The organism is Oceanicola sp. 502str15 (genome assembly GCF_024105635.1).
GTDB lineage: Bacteria > Pseudomonadota > Alphaproteobacteria > Rhodobacterales > Rhodobacteraceae > Vannielia.
In genome coordinates, this window is record NZ_WYDQ01000001.1 from 3,258,035 (window position 1) to 3,274,993 (window position 16,959).

General features: G+C 66.1%; 16 protein-coding genes. 9 read left to right on the forward strand and 7 right to left on the reverse strand.

What is annotated here, in order from left to right; genetic code table 11:
* Positions 1 to 18 precede the first annotated feature (18 nt).
* Positions 19 to 390, reverse strand: a complete 372-nt coding sequence (locus GTH22_RS16035) for a hypothetical protein (RefSeq protein ID WP_252946525.1) — start codon at positions 388 to 390, stop codon at positions 19 to 21.
* A gap of 11 nt (positions 391 to 401) precedes the next feature.
* Positions 402 to 1,139 carry a bifunctional 2-polyprenyl-6-hydroxyphenol methylase/3-demethylubiquinol 3-O-methyltransferase UbiG gene (ubiG, locus tag GTH22_RS16040; RefSeq protein ID WP_252946526.1) on the reverse strand — a complete coding sequence of 246 codons (738 nt, stop codon included), beginning with the start codon at positions 1,137 to 1,139 and terminating at the stop codon, positions 402 to 404.
* 57 nt (positions 1,140 to 1,196) lie between these two features.
* On the opposite strand from ubiG, the gene pip reads away from it, so the two are divergent.
* The 5 genes from pip to infB all read left to right on the forward strand — a co-directional run bounded on the left by pip (position 1,197) and on the right by infB (position 7,856).
* A complete protein-coding gene (pip, locus tag GTH22_RS16045) occupies positions 1,197 to 2,186 on the forward strand; it encodes a prolyl aminopeptidase (protein ID WP_252946527.1) in 990 nt (329 codons plus the stop codon).
* Between the two features lie 135 nt (positions 2,187 to 2,321).
* The gene (rimP, locus tag GTH22_RS16050; protein WP_252946528.1) at positions 2,322 to 2,909 is read left to right on the forward strand and encodes a ribosome maturation factor RimP; all 588 of its coding nucleotides are present in this window, start codon (positions 2,322 to 2,324) and stop codon (positions 2,907 to 2,909) included.
* Entirely contained in the window at positions 2,909 to 4,675 is a 1,767-nt protein-coding gene (gene nusA / locus GTH22_RS16055; RefSeq protein ID WP_252946529.1) for a transcription termination factor NusA, read from the forward strand. Before rimP ends, nusA begins: the two co-directional genes overlap by 1 nt.
* Before the next feature lie 21 nt (positions 4,676 to 4,696).
* On the forward strand, positions 4,697 to 5,335 hold the full coding sequence (locus GTH22_RS16060) for an RNA-binding protein (RefSeq protein ID WP_252947656.1): 639 nt from the start codon (positions 4,697 to 4,699) through the stop codon (positions 5,333 to 5,335).
* Entirely contained in the window at positions 5,325 to 7,856 is a 2,532-nt protein-coding gene (gene infB, locus GTH22_RS16065) for a translation initiation factor IF-2 (RefSeq protein ID WP_252946530.1), read from the forward strand. The genes GTH22_RS16060 and infB overlap by 11 nt, the downstream gene beginning before the upstream one ends.
* A gap of 178 nt (positions 7,857 to 8,034) precedes the next feature.
* On the opposite strand, the gene GTH22_RS16070 is transcribed toward infB, so the two are convergent.
* The 4 genes from GTH22_RS16070 to GTH22_RS16085 form a co-directional block, all read right to left on the reverse strand.
* Complete coding sequence (locus GTH22_RS16070; RefSeq protein ID WP_252947696.1) at positions 8,035 to 8,172, reverse strand: hypothetical protein; 138 nt, start codon at positions 8,170 to 8,172, stop codon at positions 8,035 to 8,037.
* Positions 8,173 to 8,342: 170 nt separating this feature from the next.
* Positions 8,343 to 8,741, reverse strand: coding sequence for a (deoxy)nucleoside triphosphate pyrophosphohydrolase (locus tag GTH22_RS16075; RefSeq protein WP_371928361.1), 399 nt, complete (start codon positions 8,739 to 8,741; stop codon positions 8,343 to 8,345).
* A gap of 10 nt (positions 8,742 to 8,751) precedes the next feature.
* Complete coding sequence (gene argJ / locus GTH22_RS16080; RefSeq protein WP_252946531.1) at positions 8,752 to 9,975, reverse strand: bifunctional glutamate N-acetyltransferase/amino-acid acetyltransferase ArgJ; 1,224 nt, start codon at positions 9,973 to 9,975, stop codon at positions 8,752 to 8,754.
* On the reverse strand, positions 9,975 to 10,874 hold the full coding sequence (locus tag GTH22_RS16085; RefSeq protein WP_252946532.1) for a peptidylprolyl isomerase: 900 nt from the start codon (positions 10,872 to 10,874) through the stop codon (positions 9,975 to 9,977). Before GTH22_RS16085 ends, argJ begins: the two co-directional genes overlap by 1 nt.
* A 180-nt stretch (positions 10,875 to 11,054) precedes the next feature.
* On the opposite strand from GTH22_RS16085, the gene secA reads away from it, so the two are divergent.
* Complete coding sequence (secA, locus tag GTH22_RS16090) at positions 11,055 to 13,775, forward strand: preprotein translocase subunit SecA (protein ID WP_252946533.1); 2,721 nt, start codon at positions 11,055 to 11,057, stop codon at positions 13,773 to 13,775.
* Between the two features lie 214 nt (positions 13,776 to 13,989).
* Positions 13,990 to 15,105, forward strand: a complete 1,116-nt coding sequence (locus GTH22_RS16095) for a hypothetical protein (RefSeq protein ID WP_252946534.1) — start codon at positions 13,990 to 13,992, stop codon at positions 15,103 to 15,105.
* A gap of 56 nt (positions 15,106 to 15,161) precedes the next feature.
* On the opposite strand, the gene radC is transcribed toward GTH22_RS16095, so the two are convergent.
* A complete protein-coding gene (radC, locus tag GTH22_RS16100; protein ID WP_252946535.1) occupies positions 15,162 to 15,917 on the reverse strand; it encodes a DNA repair protein RadC in 756 nt (251 codons plus the stop codon).
* A gap of 70 nt (positions 15,918 to 15,987) precedes the next feature.
* On the opposite strand from radC, the gene GTH22_RS16105 reads away from it, so the two are divergent.
* A complete protein-coding gene (locus GTH22_RS16105) occupies positions 15,988 to 16,473 on the forward strand; it encodes a hypothetical protein (protein ID WP_252946536.1) in 486 nt (161 codons plus the stop codon).
* Positions 16,466 to 16,945: a hypothetical protein gene (locus GTH22_RS16110; protein WP_252946537.1), complete on the forward strand. Its 480-nt coding sequence runs from the start codon at positions 16,466 to 16,468 to the stop codon at positions 16,943 to 16,945. Before GTH22_RS16105 ends, GTH22_RS16110 begins: the two co-directional genes overlap by 8 nt.
* Positions 16,946 to 16,959 lie beyond the last annotated feature (14 nt).

Sequence of the window (16,959 nt, forward strand, 5' to 3'; positions counted from 1 at the left end):
GTCCCGCCTTTCCAGGCGCTAGAAGCTGGTCTTGCAGGCCTGTGCCACCGGCGCCCATTTCGCCACCGGAATCCCGTTCCTCGCCAGCACCATGGTCTTTTCCACCGCCAGCCCGCTCGCATCCCGCGCCGCCCCGGCCTTCGCCGCCACCCGCTCGAGGTCGCGGATCGCCCCGCTCACCGCCCGCGCGCCATGCCGCTTCTGCAGCTCCGCCATCAGGCAGGTCCGCCCGCGCCGGTCGGCCTCGCTCCATGTGCCGCCCTTCTGGCCGATCAGGGCGTTGAACCGTGTCATCACCGCCTCGTCGGCGGCCTCATAGCGTTGCATCAGGTCGGCCGAAGCCGGTGCGGCCACCAGAAGGAGGGCTGCGATCAGGGCAAGTTTGCGCATCTTGGTAAACTCTAGGGTTTCACGCTGGCGGTGACGTAATTGACACTCAGGTCACGCTCGCTCCGGCTCCAGCTCCAGGCGATCGGATTGAAGACAAATCCCTTCCGATCCACCGGGTCAAGCCCCGCCTTGCGCAGCATCTCGTAAAGCTCGTCGGGGGTAATGAACTTGCCCCAGTCATGGGTGCCCTTCGGCAGCCACCGCATGATCCATTCCGCCCCCACGATGGCCACCGCAAAGCTCTTGGGATTGCGGTTGATGGTCGAGCAAATCATCAGCCCGCCCGGTTTGAGCAGTCTCTGACACGCCTCAAGATAGTCCGGCGGCGAGGCCACATGCTCCACCACCTCCATGTTCAGCACCACGTCAAACTGCTCGCCCGCCTCCGCCAGCGCCTCGGCGGTGGTGTGGCGATAGTCGATCTCCAGCCCCGACTGCTCGGCATGAACCTGCGCCACCGGAATGTTGCCCGCGGCGGCATCCGCGCCCACCACCTCGGCCCCCATCCGCGCCATCGGCTCGCTCAGCAGCCCGCCGCCGCAGCCGATATCCAGCAGCCGCAGCCCGGCAAAGGGGGTCGGCCCGGCACGGTCGCGGTCAAACTCGGCGGCAATCTGGTCGCAGATGTAATCCAGCCGCACCGGGTTCATCATGTGCAAGGGCTTGAACTTGCCCTCCGCATCCCACCATTCCGCCGCCATCGCCTCGAACTTGGCCACTTCCGCCGGATCTGCCGTGTCGACCGCCATCGAAAATCTCCCTCTCAACCCATGGTCCCGCGCCCCGTCAGCCTATATAGCTCAGGCATGGACAAAAACGCGGGTCATAACAGCGCATACCGCCACCTCTACCCGGCGATCTCCCCGTTCGACCAGCGGATGATCGACATGCCGGGCGGCCACTCGATCTATGTCGAGCAATGCGGCAATCCCGAGGGCATCCCGGCCGTGGTGCTCCATGGCGGCCCCGGCGGCGGCTGCTCCCCCGCGATGCGCCGCTACTTCGACCCTGACAGGTATCGCGTCGTGCTCTTCGACCAGCGCGGCTGCGGGCGCTCGCGCCCCTTCGCCTCGGTCCAGAACAACACCACGCAGGATCTCATCGCCGATATCGAGCGCATCCGCACCGCGCTGGGCATCGACCGCTGGGTGGTGTTCGGCGGAAGCTGGGGCGCCACCCTCTCGCTGCTCTATGCGCAGGCCCACCCCGAACACGCCGCCTACCTCGTCCTGCGCGGCGTCTTCCTGATGACCGGGCGCGAGCTCAAGTGGTTCTACGGCGGCGGCGCGGCCCGGTTCTTCCCCGATGTCTGGAAGCGTTTTGTCGAGCTGATCCCCGAAGCCGAACACGATGATTTCATTGCCGCCTACCACAAGCGCCTGTTCTGCGGCGACCTGATGGAAGAAACCCGCCACGCCCAGCGCTGGGCCGGATGGGAAAACGCGCTTGCCTCGATGGAAAGCGCCGGCCACATGGGGCAGGGCTCCGGCAGCTACGCCCGCGCCTTCGCCCGGATCGAAAACCACTACTTCACCCACGCGGGCTTCCTGCGCCACGACGGCCAGATCCTCACCGACATGCCCGAAATCGCCCACATCCCCGGCACCGTGGTCCAGGGCCGCTACGACATGATCTGCCCCCCCGAGGCCGCCCAGTCCCTCGTCGACCGCTGGCCCCGCGGCACCCTCAAGATGATCCCCAACGCCGGCCACGCCCTCTCCGAGCCGGGCATCTCGGCAGAACTCGTCCGCACCACCCGGGGCATTGCGAAGGCGTCGGAGCTCTACGGGTTCTAACACCCCTTGCGATTCGCGCGGCACAGGCCTATATCCCCCTCAACAGCGGCAGCGTCGGCCTCCACCCCCGACACTCCACCGGAAAATCCGACGGGCCGCAGCGCCCGTTTTTTTGTGCCCGAAAGCCACAGCCCAATGACCGACCTGATCGCCAAGACCGGAATGGACCAGCGCATGGCCGAGATCGTCTCGCCCGTGCTCGAAGACATGGGCTTCGAGCTGGTGCGTCTGCGGCTGATGGGCGGCAAAACGGCGAACCTCCAGATCATGGCCGAAAAGCCCGATGGCGGCATCGAGGTGGATGATTGCGCCCGCATCTCCACCGCCGTCTCCGCCGTGCTCGATGTCGAAGACCCGATCGAGGACGAGTATACGCTGGAGGTGAGCAGCCCCGGCATCGACCGTCCCCTGACCCGCCTCAAGGACTTCGACCGCTGGCAGGGCTACGAGGCCAAGCTCGAAACCACCGAAATGATCGACGGCCGCCGTCGCTTCAAGGGCGAGCTTCAAGGCACCGAGGGCAGCGAAGTGCTCATCGAGATCGAAGAGCACGGCGAGCCCCTTACCATCGGCCTGCAATTCGACTGGCTCTCCGACGCCAAGCTCGTGCTCACCGACGAACTCATCCGCGACGTGCTGCGCCACCGCAAGGACGCAGGCCAGGTCGACGAAACCCAATTTGACGAGGTGCAAACCCTCATGGACGGTCAGGAGGACAACTGATGGCCATTACTTCCGCAAACCAGCTCGAGCTTCTGCAAACCGCAGAGGCCGTGGCCCGCGAAAAGATGATCGACCCCGGCCTCGTGATCGAGGCCATGGAAGAGAGTCTCGCCCGTGCCGCCAAGTCGCGCTACGGCGCCGAGATGGACATTCGTGTCGCGATCGACCGCAAGACCGGCCGCGCCACCTTCACCCGCATCCGCACCGTGAAGGGCGATCCCGAGCTGGAGAACTACCAGGCCGAGATGACCGCCGAGCAGGCCGCCCAGACCATCGGCGTCAAGGGCAAGGACTTCACCGTCGTGTCCGGCATGTCGCAGCCCGAGGGCGAGGATGAAGAGCCCCGCGCCATCCGCCGCTTCCTCCTGCGCAAGCCCACCCAGATCGACATCGCGCTCTCCGAGGGCGTCGATCAGGATACCCCGCCCGCTGACGGCGACGAGCTTGTCGACGAGGTGCCGCCGGTCGAAATGGGCCGCATCGCCGCCCAGTCGGCCAAGCAGGTGATCCTGCAGAAGGTCCGCGAAGCCGAGCGTGACCGTCAGTACGAAGAGTTCAAGGACCGCGCCGGCACCATCATCAACGGTCTGGTCAAGCGCGAGGAGTACGGCAACGTCATCGTCGATATCGGCGCCGGCGAGGCCGTTCTGCGCCGCAACGAGAAAATCGGCCGCGAAAGCTATCGCCCCGGCGACCGTATCCGCGTCTACATCAAGGACGTGCGCCGCGAGCAGCGCGGCCCGCAGATCTTCCTGTCGCGCACCGCGCCCGAGTTCATGGCCGAGCTCTTCAAGATGGAAGTGCCCGAGATCTACGACAACATCATCGAGATCAAGGCCGTCGCCCGTGACCCGGGCTCCCGCGCCAAGATCGCCGTCATCTCCTACGACAACAGCATCGACCCGGTCGGCGCCTGTGTCGGTATGCGCGGCTCGCGCGTGCAGGCCGTGGTCAACGAGCTTCAGGGCGAGAAGATCGACATCATCCCGTGGAACGACGATCAGCCGACCTTCCTCGTCAACGCCCTGCAGCCCGCCGAGGTCTCCAAGGTCGTGCTCGATGAAGAGGCCGGCAAGATCGAGGTCGTGGTGCCCGACGAGCAGCTTTCGCTCGCCATCGGTCGCCGTGGCCAGAACGTGCGCCTTGCCTCGCAGCTTACCGGCCTGGATATCGACATCCTCACCGAGGAAGAAGAGAGCGCCCGCCGTCAGGCCGAGTTCGAAGAGCGCACCAAGCTCTTCATGGACACGCTCGACCTCGATGAGTTCTTCGCCCAGCTCCTCGTGTCCGAGGGCTTCACCTCGCTCGAAGAGGTCGCCTACGTCGAGCTCGACGAGCTGCTGGTGATCGACGGCGTCGACGACGGCACCGCCGGCGAGCTTCAGGCCCGTGCCCGCGACTACCTCGAAGAGCAGAACCGCAAGGCCCTCGAGCACGCCCGCGAGCTTGGCGTCGAGGACAGCCTCGTCAGCTTCGAGGGTCTGACCCCGCAGATGATCGAGGCCCTGGCCGAAGACGGCGTGAAAACGCTGGAAGACTTCGCAACCTGCGCCGACTGGGAACTTGCCGGTGGCTGGACCACCGTGGATGGCGAGCGTGTGAAGGACGACGGCATCCTCGAAAAGTTCGAGCTCTCCCTCGAAGAAGCACAAGACATGGTCATGACCGCCCGCATTGCGCTGGGCTGGGTCGATCCGGCCGAGCTTGCCGCTTCCGAAGAGGAAGAAGAGGGCGAAGAGCCCGCAGAAGAGGAGGCCGGGGTCTGATCTCAGGCCCCGGATAGTGCCCTGACACGCGGTGGACGTGCAGCACACAAGGGCGAAATGCCCGAACGCAAGTGTATTGCCACGGGAGAGGTGCGCCCTATATCTCACCTCGTCCGTTTCGTCGTGGGGCCCACCGGCGAGATTGTTCCCGACATTTCCGGCAAGCTTCCGGGCCGCGGCATCTGGGTTTCTCCCAGCCGCGAGGCGCTTGAAAAGGCAGTAAAGAAAAAGCTCTTCGCCCGGGCCGCCAAGGCGCCGGTCGAAGTGCCCGAGGGCCTCGTGGACCTCGTCGAGCAGCTGCTGGTCAAGCGGGTCACGGACGGCATCGCACTCGCCCGCAAGTCGGGCCGTGCGGTGGCAGGATACGAAAAGGTCAAAGGCTGGCTTCTCATCGAAGAGGCCGCCCTGCTGATCCAGGCCATGGACGGCTCCGAACGCGGCAAGTCGAAACTCAGCTCGCCGCCCGGAAAAGGCACCTTCGTAGGGTGCCTGAGCGCCAACGAAATCGGTTTGGCATTCGGCAGGGAACATGTGATACACGCCGCTCTTGCGTCTGGTGGACTCACGAAGCGTGTTGTAGAAGACGCCGCAAAGCTTGGCGCTTTGCGCGAAGGAAGCGGGGATTCTCCCCGGAAAGGACAAACATCGCATGAGCGATAGCGACGGCAAAAAAACCCTGGGCCTGCGTACAGGCCCGCGCTCCGGTCAGGTGAAGCAGAGCTTTTCCCACGGGCGCACCAAGAACGTCGTGGTGGAAACCAAGCGCAAGCGCGTCGTGGTGCCCAAGCCCGGTGCGCCGACCGCTGGCGCCGGGGCTGCGGCTGCGGCTGCGGCTGGCGATCCGTCCAAGCGCCCCGCCGGGATTTCCGACGCCGAGATGGAGCGTCGCCTGAAGGCGCTCGCCGCCGCCAAGGCTACCGAGGCCGAAGAAAACAAGCGCCGCGAGGCCGAAGAGAAGACCCGCGAGGCCGAGCGCCAGCGCCGCCGCGAGGAAGCCGAGGCGAAGGAGCGCGAAGAGCGCGAACGCCAGGAGGCCCTCAAGGCCAAGGAAGAAGAAGACGCCCGCAAGAAGCGCGAGGCCGAAGAGGCGAAAGCCCGCGAGAAGGCCGAGCGCAACGCGCCGCCCGCTGCTGCTGCTGCCGCCGCCGCACCCTCCCAGCCCGGCCCCGCGCCCGCTGATGAAGGTGGCCGTGGCGGCCGTGCCGCCCCGCGCCGCGACGATCGGGACAACCGCGACAACCGTGACAACCGTGGCAAGGCCAACCGCGACGACAGCGGCCGCCGCTCCGGCAAGCTCACCCTGAACCAGGCGCTCTCGGGCGGCGAAGGCGGGCGTCAGCGCTCGATGGCCGCGATGAAGCGCAAGCAGGAGCGTGCGCGCCAGAAAGCCATGGGCGGTGTCGAAAGCCGCGAGAAGGTCGTGCGCGACGTGCAGCTCCCCGAGGCCATCGTGGTCTCCGAGCTGGCCAACCGCATGGCCGAGCGCGTTGCCGAAGTGGTGAAGGCCCTCATGCAGAACGGCATGATGGTCACCCAGAACCAGGTGATCGACGCCGACACCGCCGAACTCATCATCGAAGAGTTCGGCCACCGTGTCGTGCGCGTCTCCGACGCCGACGTCGAGCAGGTGATCGCCAGCGCCGACGACAAGGAAGAAGATCTCCGCCCGCGTGCGCCCGTCATCACCATCATGGGCCACGTCGACCACGGCAAGACCTCGCTGCTCGATGCGATCCGCGATGCCAAGGTGGTGTCCGGCGAGGCTGGCGGGATCACCCAGCACATCGGCGCCTACCAGGTCAAAACCGAGAGCGGCGCGCTGCTCTCCTTCCTCGACACCCCCGGCCACGCGGCGTTCACGTCGATGCGGGCCCGTGGTGCCCAGGTCACCGATATCGTGGTTCTCGTCGTGGCCGCTGATGACGCGGTGATGCCGCAGACCATCGAAGCCATCAACCACGCCAAGGCCGCCAACGTGCCGATGATCGTGGCGATCAACAAGGTCGACCTGCCCGCGGCCAACCCGCAGAAGGTCCGCACCGACTTGCTCCAGCACGAGGTGGTCGTCGAGGCCATGTCGGGCGACGTGCAGGATGTCGAGGTTTCGGCCCACACCGGCCAGGGTCTCGACGAGCTGCTCGAAGCCATCGCGCTTCAGGCCGAAGTGCTCGAACTCAAGGCCAACCCGGAACGTGCCGCTCAGGGCGCGGTGATCGAAGCCCAGCTCGACGTGGGCCGTGGCCCCGTCGCTACCGTTCTGGTGCAGAACGGCACGCTCAAGCAGGGCGACATCTTCGTCGTCGGCGAGCAGTGGGGCAAGGTCCGCGCGCTGATCAACGACAAGGGCGACCGCGTCGAAGAGGCAGGGCCTTCCGTGCCCGTCGAGGTGCTCGGCCTCAACGGCACCCCCGAGGCCGGCGACGTGCTCAACGTCGTCTCCTCCGAGGCTCAGGCCCGCGAGATCGCCGAGTACCGCGAGAATGCCGCCAAGGAAAAACGCGCCGCCGCCGGTGCCGCGACCACCCTTGAGCAGCTCATGCAGAAGGCCAAGGACGACAAGGACGTTTCCGAACTTCCGATCGTCGTGAAGGCCGACGTGCAGGGCTCCGCCGAGGCGATCATCCAGGCGATGGAGAAGATCGGCAACGACGAGGTCCGCGTGCGCGTGCTGCACTACGGCGTCGGCGCCATCACCGAAAGCGACATCGGCCTTGCCGAAGCTTCCGGTGCGCCGGTCATCGGCTTCAACGTCCGGGCCAACGCGCCCGCGCGTCAGGCCGCCAACCAGAAGGGCGTCGAGATCCGCTACTACTCGGTGATCTACGATCTGGTCGACGACGTGAAGGCAGCCGCTTCCGGCCTGCTCTCCGCCGAGATCCAGGAAGATTTCATCGGCTACGCGCAGATCCGCGAAGTCTTCAAGGTCACCGGCGTCGGCAAGGTTGCCGGCTGCTTGGTCACCGAGGGCGTTGCCCGCCGCTCCGCCGGCGTCCGCCTGCTGCGCGACGACGTGGTGATCCACGAAGGCACGCTGAAGACCCTCAAGCGCTTCAAGGACGAGGTCGCCGAGGTCATTTCGGGCCAGGAATGCGGCATGGCCTTTGAGAACTACGACGATATCCGCGAAAACGATGTCATCGAGATCTTCACCCGCAAGGAGGTCGAGCGCACGCTCGACTGATCCTCCGGGACATCACACCAAAAAGGCCGCGCTCCATCCCGAGCGCGGCCTTTTTCGTTCTGTGGGGTCCTTGCCCGCCCGCCGCATCGGCGCAGGGCCCATCCAATCCCCGGACATAGAAAAACCCGCGCCCTCCTCTGCGCGGGTTCCCCCAGATCACATGTCGATCAAGCTCCGCTCAAGCGGCCGTCGCTACCTTCGAGGCCGGAACGCCGCGATAGAGCTTGTCACCAACACGGATCATGACCTTGCCGTCGGGCAATTCCTTGACCAACTGGCCCTGAACCGAAACACAACTTCCCAGAACAATAGTCATTGGCATCGAATGCTTCCCCCAGAAGTGTCGTTGACGCTCAGGCAGGATACCGGAACGCCATTAACAATTCACTCATTATCTGACCTTTTGCCCCGAAAGAACGCACGAATATTACGCAGCGAACGAAAGCACCTGTCATAAAATCGTGCATCGGCGCCAATAGCGGGCCGTCAGAGCCAATCGCGCAGAATCGGGATCAAGGGAATGTCGGCAGGCGGCATCGGGTAATCGCGCAGCTCGTTGGCCCGCACCCACTTGAGGCTCTGCCCCTCCTGCGGCCGGGGCGTTCCCCCCCATTTCCGACAGGCAAAGAGCGGCATCAGCAGGTGAAAGTCGTCATAGCCGTGCGAAGCAAAGGTGAGAGGCGCAAGGCAGCTCTCCCATGTCTCGATCCCCAGCTCCTCGTGCAGCTCCCGGATCAGCGCGGCCTCCGGCGTCTCACCCGGCTCCACCTTGCCGCCCGGAAACTCCCACAGCCCGGCCATGCTCTTGCCCTCGGGCCGCTGCGCCAGCAGCACCCGCCCGTCCACGTCGATCAGCGCAACGGCGGCAACCAGAACAACCTTCACGCCCGCCCCCTCAAGAGCGGTAATCGGCGTTGATCGAGATGTATTGATGGGTCAGGTCGCAGGTCCAAGCGGTGAACCGGCCCTTGCCCAGCCCGAGATCGACCCGGATGACCAGCTCGGGCAGCTTCATGTAGCCCGCCCCCTGCTCCTCCGAGTAGTTCGGCGACACCCAGCCATGCTCGGCCACCAGAACCTCGCCGAACTTGATCGTCAGCTTGTCACGGTCCGCCTCGGCGCCGCTCTTTCCCACAGCCATGACGATCCGGCCCCAGTTCGGGTCTTCCCCGGCAATCGCGGTCTTCACCAGCGGCGAATTGGCAATGCTCATGGCCACCCGCTTGGCATCGGCATCATGCGCCGCGCCCGTGACCTTGACGGCAACGAACTTGGTCGCGCCCTCGCCGTCCTTCACCACCTGATGCGCCAGATCGCGCATCACCTCCTTCAGCGCCGTCTCGAACTCTTCCGAGCCGTCGCACTCCACGCCGGAGGCCCCGGTCGCGGCACAGAGCAGCGTGTCCGAGGTGGATGTGTCGCCATCCACCGTGATCGCGTTGAAGGTGGTCTCGTTGATCCCGCTCACCATGCCCTGCAAGGCATCGCGGGAGATCTTCGCATCGGTGAAGATATAGACCAGCATCGTCGCCATATCCGGCGCGATCATGCCGGAGCCCTTGGCGATCCCGGCAATCTTCACCGTCCCGTCCTTCAGCGCCACCTCGCGGGTGGAGCCCTTGGCAAAGGTGTCGGTCGTCATGATCGCCTTCGCGGCCAGCTCGATACCGCCCGCGTCCAGCCCGTCCACCAGGGCGCCGAGCTTCGCGGTGATCCGGTCATGCGGCAGCCGCTCCCCAATCACCCCGGTCGAGGCGGTGAACACGCGGTTCTTCGGCACATCCGCAGCCTCGGCCACGGCGGCGCAGATCGCATCCACGCTCTCCTGCCCCGCCCCGCCGGTAAAGGCGTTGGAGTTGCCGGAGTTCACCAGAATGGCCGCCCCCGCCTCGCTGCTCTTGCGCAGCTTGGCCTCGCAGTCGCGCACCGGCGCCGAGCGGGTGGCCGAGCGGGTGAAGACCCCCGCCACCACCGAGCCCGGATCGAGAAGGGCCAGCATCACATCGAGCCGGCCCTGGTAGCGCACCCCGGCCTCCACGGCGGCAAACTTCACACCCCCGATCACGGGCAGATCGGGAAAGCTCTCGGGCGCCAGCGGCGAAACGGGGTACTTGCCCATCAGTCCTCCAGAAGGCTGAAATCGTTGAGCACGGCGGCCGGAACCTCGCCCTCGGGCTTCACCACGCCGGCCTTCTCCACCGCTGCGGCAATCGCCTCGTCCACGGCGGCCCGCTGCACCTCTTCGGTGAGCTGGTCCTTCACCGAGGCCATCTCGGGCTTGTCCTTCAGGCGGGTCTCGTTGAGCTTCACGATATGCCAGCCGAACTGGGTCTGGATCGGGTCGCTCACATCGCCGGCCTTCATCGCCATCACGGCAGCCTCGAACTCGGGCACCATCATGCCGGCGCTGAACCAGCCCAATGCGCCGCCGTTCGGGCCGGAGGGGCCGGTCGACTTCACCTTGGCCACCTCGGCAAAATCGGCGCCGCCCTCGACCTCTTCCTTCACCGCCTGCGCCTCTTCCTCGGTTTCCACGAGGATATGCGCGGCGTTCCACTCGCGCTGCGGCTCGGCATCGGCGTAAAGCTCGTTGTACTTGGCCTCCAGCGCCTCATCGGTGGTGGCCTGCATCGCGGTGGCCTCCAGCACGTCGCCCGCAAGGTAGCCGCTGCGCTGGTTCTCCAGCACAAGCTCGGTCTCCTTGCTCGGCTCACCGGCCTCCTGCGCCAGCGCATACTGCTGCACCAGCTGCTCCAGAATGCCCTCCCAGAGCACTTCCGGCGGCAGTTGGGCATATTGCTCGGGCAGCGACTTGCGCGCCACGATCATGTGGCCAACGGTGATATCGACACCGCCCACGGTGGCCACCACCGTGTCTGCGGTCACGTCTGCCATTGCCTCCGGCGTCGCTTCCGTGGCCTCGTTCTCCTCGGTCGCCGCAGCCTCCTGCGCGGTCGCCCCGGCTCCGAGGCCCGCTGCCAGAATGGCCGCCAGCGCGATCGTCTTGGGGAAGGTCATGCATCTACTCCTGCTCGGCCGCCCTTGCGGCGGCGTTGACACTATGGGTCACGGGTCTTACATCGCCTTGTGTTCTAAGGCGCAAGCCCGTTCTCTGCCCGCGTTTCTATTGTTGGGTGATTGGGGCGGCAAGCGCCATCAGCCACACAAAACCGTCAAGGCAGGGCGAGCGGAGAAAACATGCTGGGTCTCGGAACCGTTGCAAAGAAGGTCTTTGGCACAGCCAACGACCGCAAGATCAAGTCCACCCGCCCGCTGGTCGAAAAGATCAACGCGCTTGAGCCGGAGTTCGAAAAGCTCTCCGACGAGGGGCTGAAGGAAAAGACAGAAGAGCTGGCAAAGCGGGCGATGGGGGGCGAAAGCCTCGATGCCCTGCTGCCCGAAGCCTTCGCAAACTGCCGCGAGGCCGCCAAGCGGGCGCTCGGGCTGCGGGCCTTCGACGTGCAGCTCCTGGGCGGGATCTTCCTGCATCAGGGCAATATCGCCGAGATGAAGACGGGCGAGGGCAAAACCCTCGTCGCCACCTTCCCGGCTTACCTCAACGCCCTCACCGGCAAGGGTGTGCACGTGGTCACGGTCAACGACTACCTCGCCAAGCGTGACGCCGAGTGGATGAGCAATGTCTACGAGGCCCTCGGCCTCACCTGCGGCGTCGTCTATCCGCAGCAGCCCGATGCCGAGAAGCAGGCCGCCTACGCCTCCGACATCACCTACGCCACCAACAACGAGCTGGGCTTCGACTACCTGCGCGACAACATGAAGTCCGAGCTGAACCAGATGTACCAGCGCGGCCACAATTTCGCGATCGTCGACGAGGTCGACTCGATCCTGATCGACGAGGCCCGCACCCCGCTCATCATCTCCGGTCCCTCGCAGGACCGTTCCGAGCTCTACAAGACCATCGACGCCGTGATCCCCCGGCTCACCGCCGATCACTACTCGCTCGATGAAAAGACCCGCAACGCCACGCTGACGGACGAGGGCAACGAGTTTCTCGAGGCCGAGTTCACCCGCGAGGGCATCCTGCCCGAGGGCCAGTCGCTGTATGACCCCGAGAGCACCGGCATCGTGCACCACACGACCCAGGCGCTGAAGGCCCACAAGATCTTCCTCAAGGACAAGGATTACATCGTCCGCAACGGCGAGGTGATGCTGATCGACGAGTTCACCGGCCGGATGATGTCGGGGCGGCGGCTGTCCGACGGTCTGCATCAGGCCATCGAGGCCAAGGAAGGCGTCGAGATCCAGCCCGAGAACATCACCATGGCCTCGGTGACCTTCCAGAACTACTTCCGCCTCTACAACAAGCTCGGCGGCATGACCGGTACCGCGCTGACCGAGGCCGAGGAATTTGCCGAGATCTACAAACTCGGCGTGGTCGAAGTGCCCACCAACCGGCCGATCGCCCGGAAAGACGACCACGACGCCGTCTACCGGACCACCACCGAAAAATACAACGCCATCGTCGAGCGCGTCCGCAAGGCGCACGACAAGGGCCAGCCGGTGCTGCTCGGCACGACCTCCATTGAAAAGTCCGAGATCCTGTCGAGCCTGCTCGAAAAGGCCGGCATTCCGCACAACGTGCTGAACGCCCGCCAGCACGAGCAGGAGGCCCAGATCGTCGCCGACGCCGGCAAGCTCGGCTCGGTGACCATCGCCACCAACATGGCCGGCCGCGGGACCGACATCAAACTGGGCGGCAACGTCGAGTTCAAGATCATGGAGGCCATCGCCGCCGATCCCGACGGCGACCCCGAGGCGATCCGTACCCGGATCGAGGCCGAGCACGAGGCCGACGAGCAGAAGGTCAAGGAGGCCGGCGGCCTCTTCGTTCTGGCCTCCGAGCGTCACGAGTCGCGCCGGATCGACAACCAGCTCCGCGGCCGCTCCGGCCGTCAGGGCGACCCGGGCCGCACCTCCTTCTATCTCTCGCTCGAAGATGACCTCATGCGCATCTTCGGCTCCGAGCGTCTCGACGCCGTTCTGTCGCGGCTCGGGATGAAAGAGGGCGAAGCGATCATCCACCCCTGGGTGAACAAGTCGCTCGAGCGGGCGCAGGCCAAGGTCGAGGGCCGCAACTTCGATATCCGCAAGCAGCTCCTCAAGTTCGACGACGTGATGAACGACCAGCGGAAGGTCATCTTCAAGCAGCGCCGCGAGATCATGGAAAGCAAGGATCTCTCCGCGATCGTCGCCGACATGCGCCACGAGGTGGTCGACGATCTCGTCGACGAGTTCATGCCGCCCAAGAGCTACGCCGACCAGTGGGAGGCCGAAAAGCTCTACGCCGCCTGCCTCGAAAAGCTCTCCATCGACGTGCCGGTGATCGAATGGGCCGAAGAGGAGGGCGTCGACCAGGACGAAATCTCCGAGCGGCTCTGCAAGGCCTCCGACGAGATGATGGCCGCCAAGGCCGCCGAGTTCGGCCCCGACACCATGCGCAACATCGAAAAGCAGGTGCTGCTGCAAACCATCGACGGCAAGTGGCGCGAGCATCTCCTGACCCTCGAGCAGCTCCGCTCGGTCATCGGCTTCCGCGGCTACGCTCAGCGCGACCCGCTGAACGAGTACAAGACCGAGTCGTTCCAGCTCTTCGAGATGATGCTCGACAGCCTGCGCGCCGAGGTCAGCCAGAAGCTCGGCCAGATCCGCCCGCTCAATGCCGAGGAGCAGGCCCAGCTCATGCAGCAGCTCGCCAGCCAGCACCCCGGCCTCGCCGCCGCGGCTGCCGAACGGCAGGCCACCCCCGGCGAGGTTCCTGCCGAGCAGGTGGCCGAGGCCGCCGCGGCGCCCGGTTTCGACGAGAACGACGAAACCACATGGGGCAACCCGGGCCGGAACGATCCCTGCCCCTGCGGCTCGGGCAAGAAATTCAAGCACTGCCACGGCACCCTGACCTGAGATCGTTGGCAAAAGCGAAACAACAAATGGGGCGGCTATAAGGCCGCCCCTCTCGTTTTCTGCCCCATCTTGAGGCGCGCCATCGGGCAGCCACAACATCCTGCGGCGCGGGTTCGAGGCATTTGCAACAAATGGCCCAATCCCGCCCCGCCCGCGCCTAACTCCTTCTTTAGTTGTTTCCTCGATGATCCCCGTATGGGTGACGGAGGGAACGATGAAAGTTGATGCGAAGCTGAAGAAGCGGCTGATGATGGCCGGATCGGTGTTTGCCATTGCGCTTGGCACCGGATTCATCATGCAGAAGGTCGGCCCGATGGCCGAGCAATTCACCGGCGGCTCCACGGAGCAGGCGGTGGCAAAGCCCGTTGTCGAGGCCCCCAAGGCCAAGATCCAGCCGCTCTCCACCGCGCTGCAAAAGCGCCCTGCCTCCGAAACGCCGCCAATGGCCGAAGTGCCCGAGGCCGCGCTGCCCAAGCCCGACAGCTCCGTTGGCGTGACCCGGTCCGCCTCGCTCCTGCCGGTGCCCGCGCTGCAATCGCGCAGCGAACCGCAGCCCCAGCCGCAGGCCCAGCCCGAGCCGGTCGAAGTCGCCGCCCTCGCCGCCGAGCCGCAGCCCCGTCCCGAGCCGCTCAGCGAGGCGATGCCCGATGTCGCCCAGGATTGCAGCCTTGCCCTCAGCGCCAAGGCCCGCGAGGCCGCCATGGTGCGCCTCACGCTCTCCGCGCCCTGTAGCCCCGGCGAGCCGGTCACGCTCAAGCACGGCCCGCTCACCTTTACCGAGGTGACCGACAACGAGGGCAAGCTCACCGTCGACGTGCCCGCCCTCTCCGCCAACGCCGCCTTCGAGGCCAGCCTCGACACCGGCGAGCGCGCCAGCGCCGCCACCCTCGTGCAGGGCACCGACGGCTTCGAGCGCACCGCGCTCTCCTGGCAGGGCCGCGCCGGCGTGGCGCTCCACGCCTTCGAGAACGGCGCCGACTACAACACAGAGGGCCATATCGACGCCTCCGCACCCGCCGGCCCGTCCCGCGCCGTGTCGGGCGAGGGCGGCTTCCTCACCCTTCTGGGCGCGGCAGACATGCCCGGCGCCATGATGGCCGAGGTCTACAGCTACCCCGCCGCCGCCGGTGGCTCGGTGCGCATCAACATCGAGGCCGAGGTCACGGCAGAGAACTGCGGCCGCGAGATGAGCGCCGAGGTGATGTCCAAGGGCACCCGCGGCTTCGCGCCCCAGCCCCTCACCGTCACCATGCCCGCCTGCGACGCGGTGGGCGACTATCTCGTGTTCTCCGGCATCCTGCCCGAGATCCGCATGGCGGCAGCCGAGTAAACACCCCGCTCACGGGTCAGGAACGGGCGCCGCACGGGGATGTGCGGCGCCCGTTTCTACAGGTAGCCCTCGGCGCGAAAACTCAGCTCTCCGGCCCGCCCGACGATAAGGTGGTCGTGCAGGGTGATCCCCAGCGCATCGGCGGCCTCCCGGATCTTTTCGGTCATCGCAATATCCGCCGTGCTCGGGGTCGGATCGCCGCTCGGATGGTTGTGCACGAGGATCAACGCCGAGGCGTTCAGCTCCAGCGCCCGCTTCACCACTTCGCGCGGATAGACCGGCACATGGTCCACCGTGCCCTGCGCCTGCTCCTCGTCCCCGATCAGCACGTTGCGCCTATCGAGGTACAGCACCCGGAACTGCTCGGTCTCCCGGTGCCCCATCGAGGCGCGGCAATAGTCCAGCAACTGCGCCCAGCTCGAGATTACCTGCTTCTGCAACACCTTCGAGCGCGCCAGCCGGTGCGCCGCCGCCTCCACGATTTTCAGCTCCGCAATCACCGCATCGCCCACGCCGGGCACATCGGCCAGCCGGGCCACGCTGGCCGAAAGCACCCCGCTGTAATCGCCAAACCGCTCCAGCAGCGCCCGTGCCAGCGGCTTCACGTCGCGCCGCGGGATCGCGCGAAACAGCACCAGCTCCAGCATCTCGTAATCGGGCATCGCCGCCGCGCCCCCCGCCATGAACCTTTCGCGCAGCCGTTTTCGGTGATCCTTGATGTAGCTCGGCAGCTTGCCGACGGGCAGCACGATCGCCTCGGCCTCGTCAGGGTCGAACAGCGGCAGCGGGGCTTCCTGAAACGCATGTGTCATGCCGGGACTGTGACACAGCCATGGTGAATCAACGGTTAACACCGCCCCGCCCACCGCCTAATCTCGCCCCATGAAACTCGTCGCCACCGCCCTCGCCCTGCTTCTCGCCGCGCCGCTCTCCGCCGCCACCCTCACCGGCACGTGGAACTGCCAGGTCAGCGAGGGGCCCGCCGCGCTTGGGCGGGTGGTCACCTACGAGCCCGGCGGCAAGTTCACCGGCCGTCAGGCCTTCCAGATCAAGCGCCGCTACAAGGGCCAGACCGGCCTCGCCAAAATCGCCTTCTCCGCCGCCGGGCGCTACGTGGTCGAGGGCAACGTGCTGGCCGAGCGGGTCGACCGCACTCACAGCCCCTCCGTCACCGTGACCACCGAGGGCAAGGCCACCCGCCTGCGCGGCCCCGAGGCCGACCGCGCCCGCCGCGAGGTCGATCAGCCCCATCACGTGCGCTATTACATCCGCCGCCTGACCGACACGCGCCTCGTGCTGGAATACGTCTCGCCCGGAGGCCGCAAGGCCGACAACCTGCGCATGTCCTGCCGCCGCACCAATGGCTAGGGCCACAGCCCTCCTCGCCCTTCTCGTTCTCTCGGCCTGCCGCGAAGACCCGCAGGCCACCCTGCTTGCGGGCAATTGGCTCTGCGCCTCCGAGCCGCATGATTACGCCATGGAGCGGCAGGTCAGCTTTGCCGAAGGCGGCAAGCTCTCGGGCCGCAGCGAGGTCGAAAGCTCCGACGACCGGACCCCGGTTGCCATGCAGTTCTCGTTTTCGGGAAGCTGGGAGGTGGAGGACGGCACCCTGACCGAGTGGCTCGACACCCACCGCCTCATGCGCTTTTCGCGCGATGGCGCCAATGTGCCGCTGGCCGAGCTGCCCTCGGGCATGATCACCGAGGTCGAAACCACGCTGGCCGGCCAGTCAGCCGCCTACCGGATCGAGAGCCTCACCGCCGAGGCGCTGGCGCTGCGCGACACCGTCGAAGATGTGCAGACCGTCTGCGAACGGGAGCCAGAGCAGGAGTCGGAGTAGGGCAGGCGTGGCCC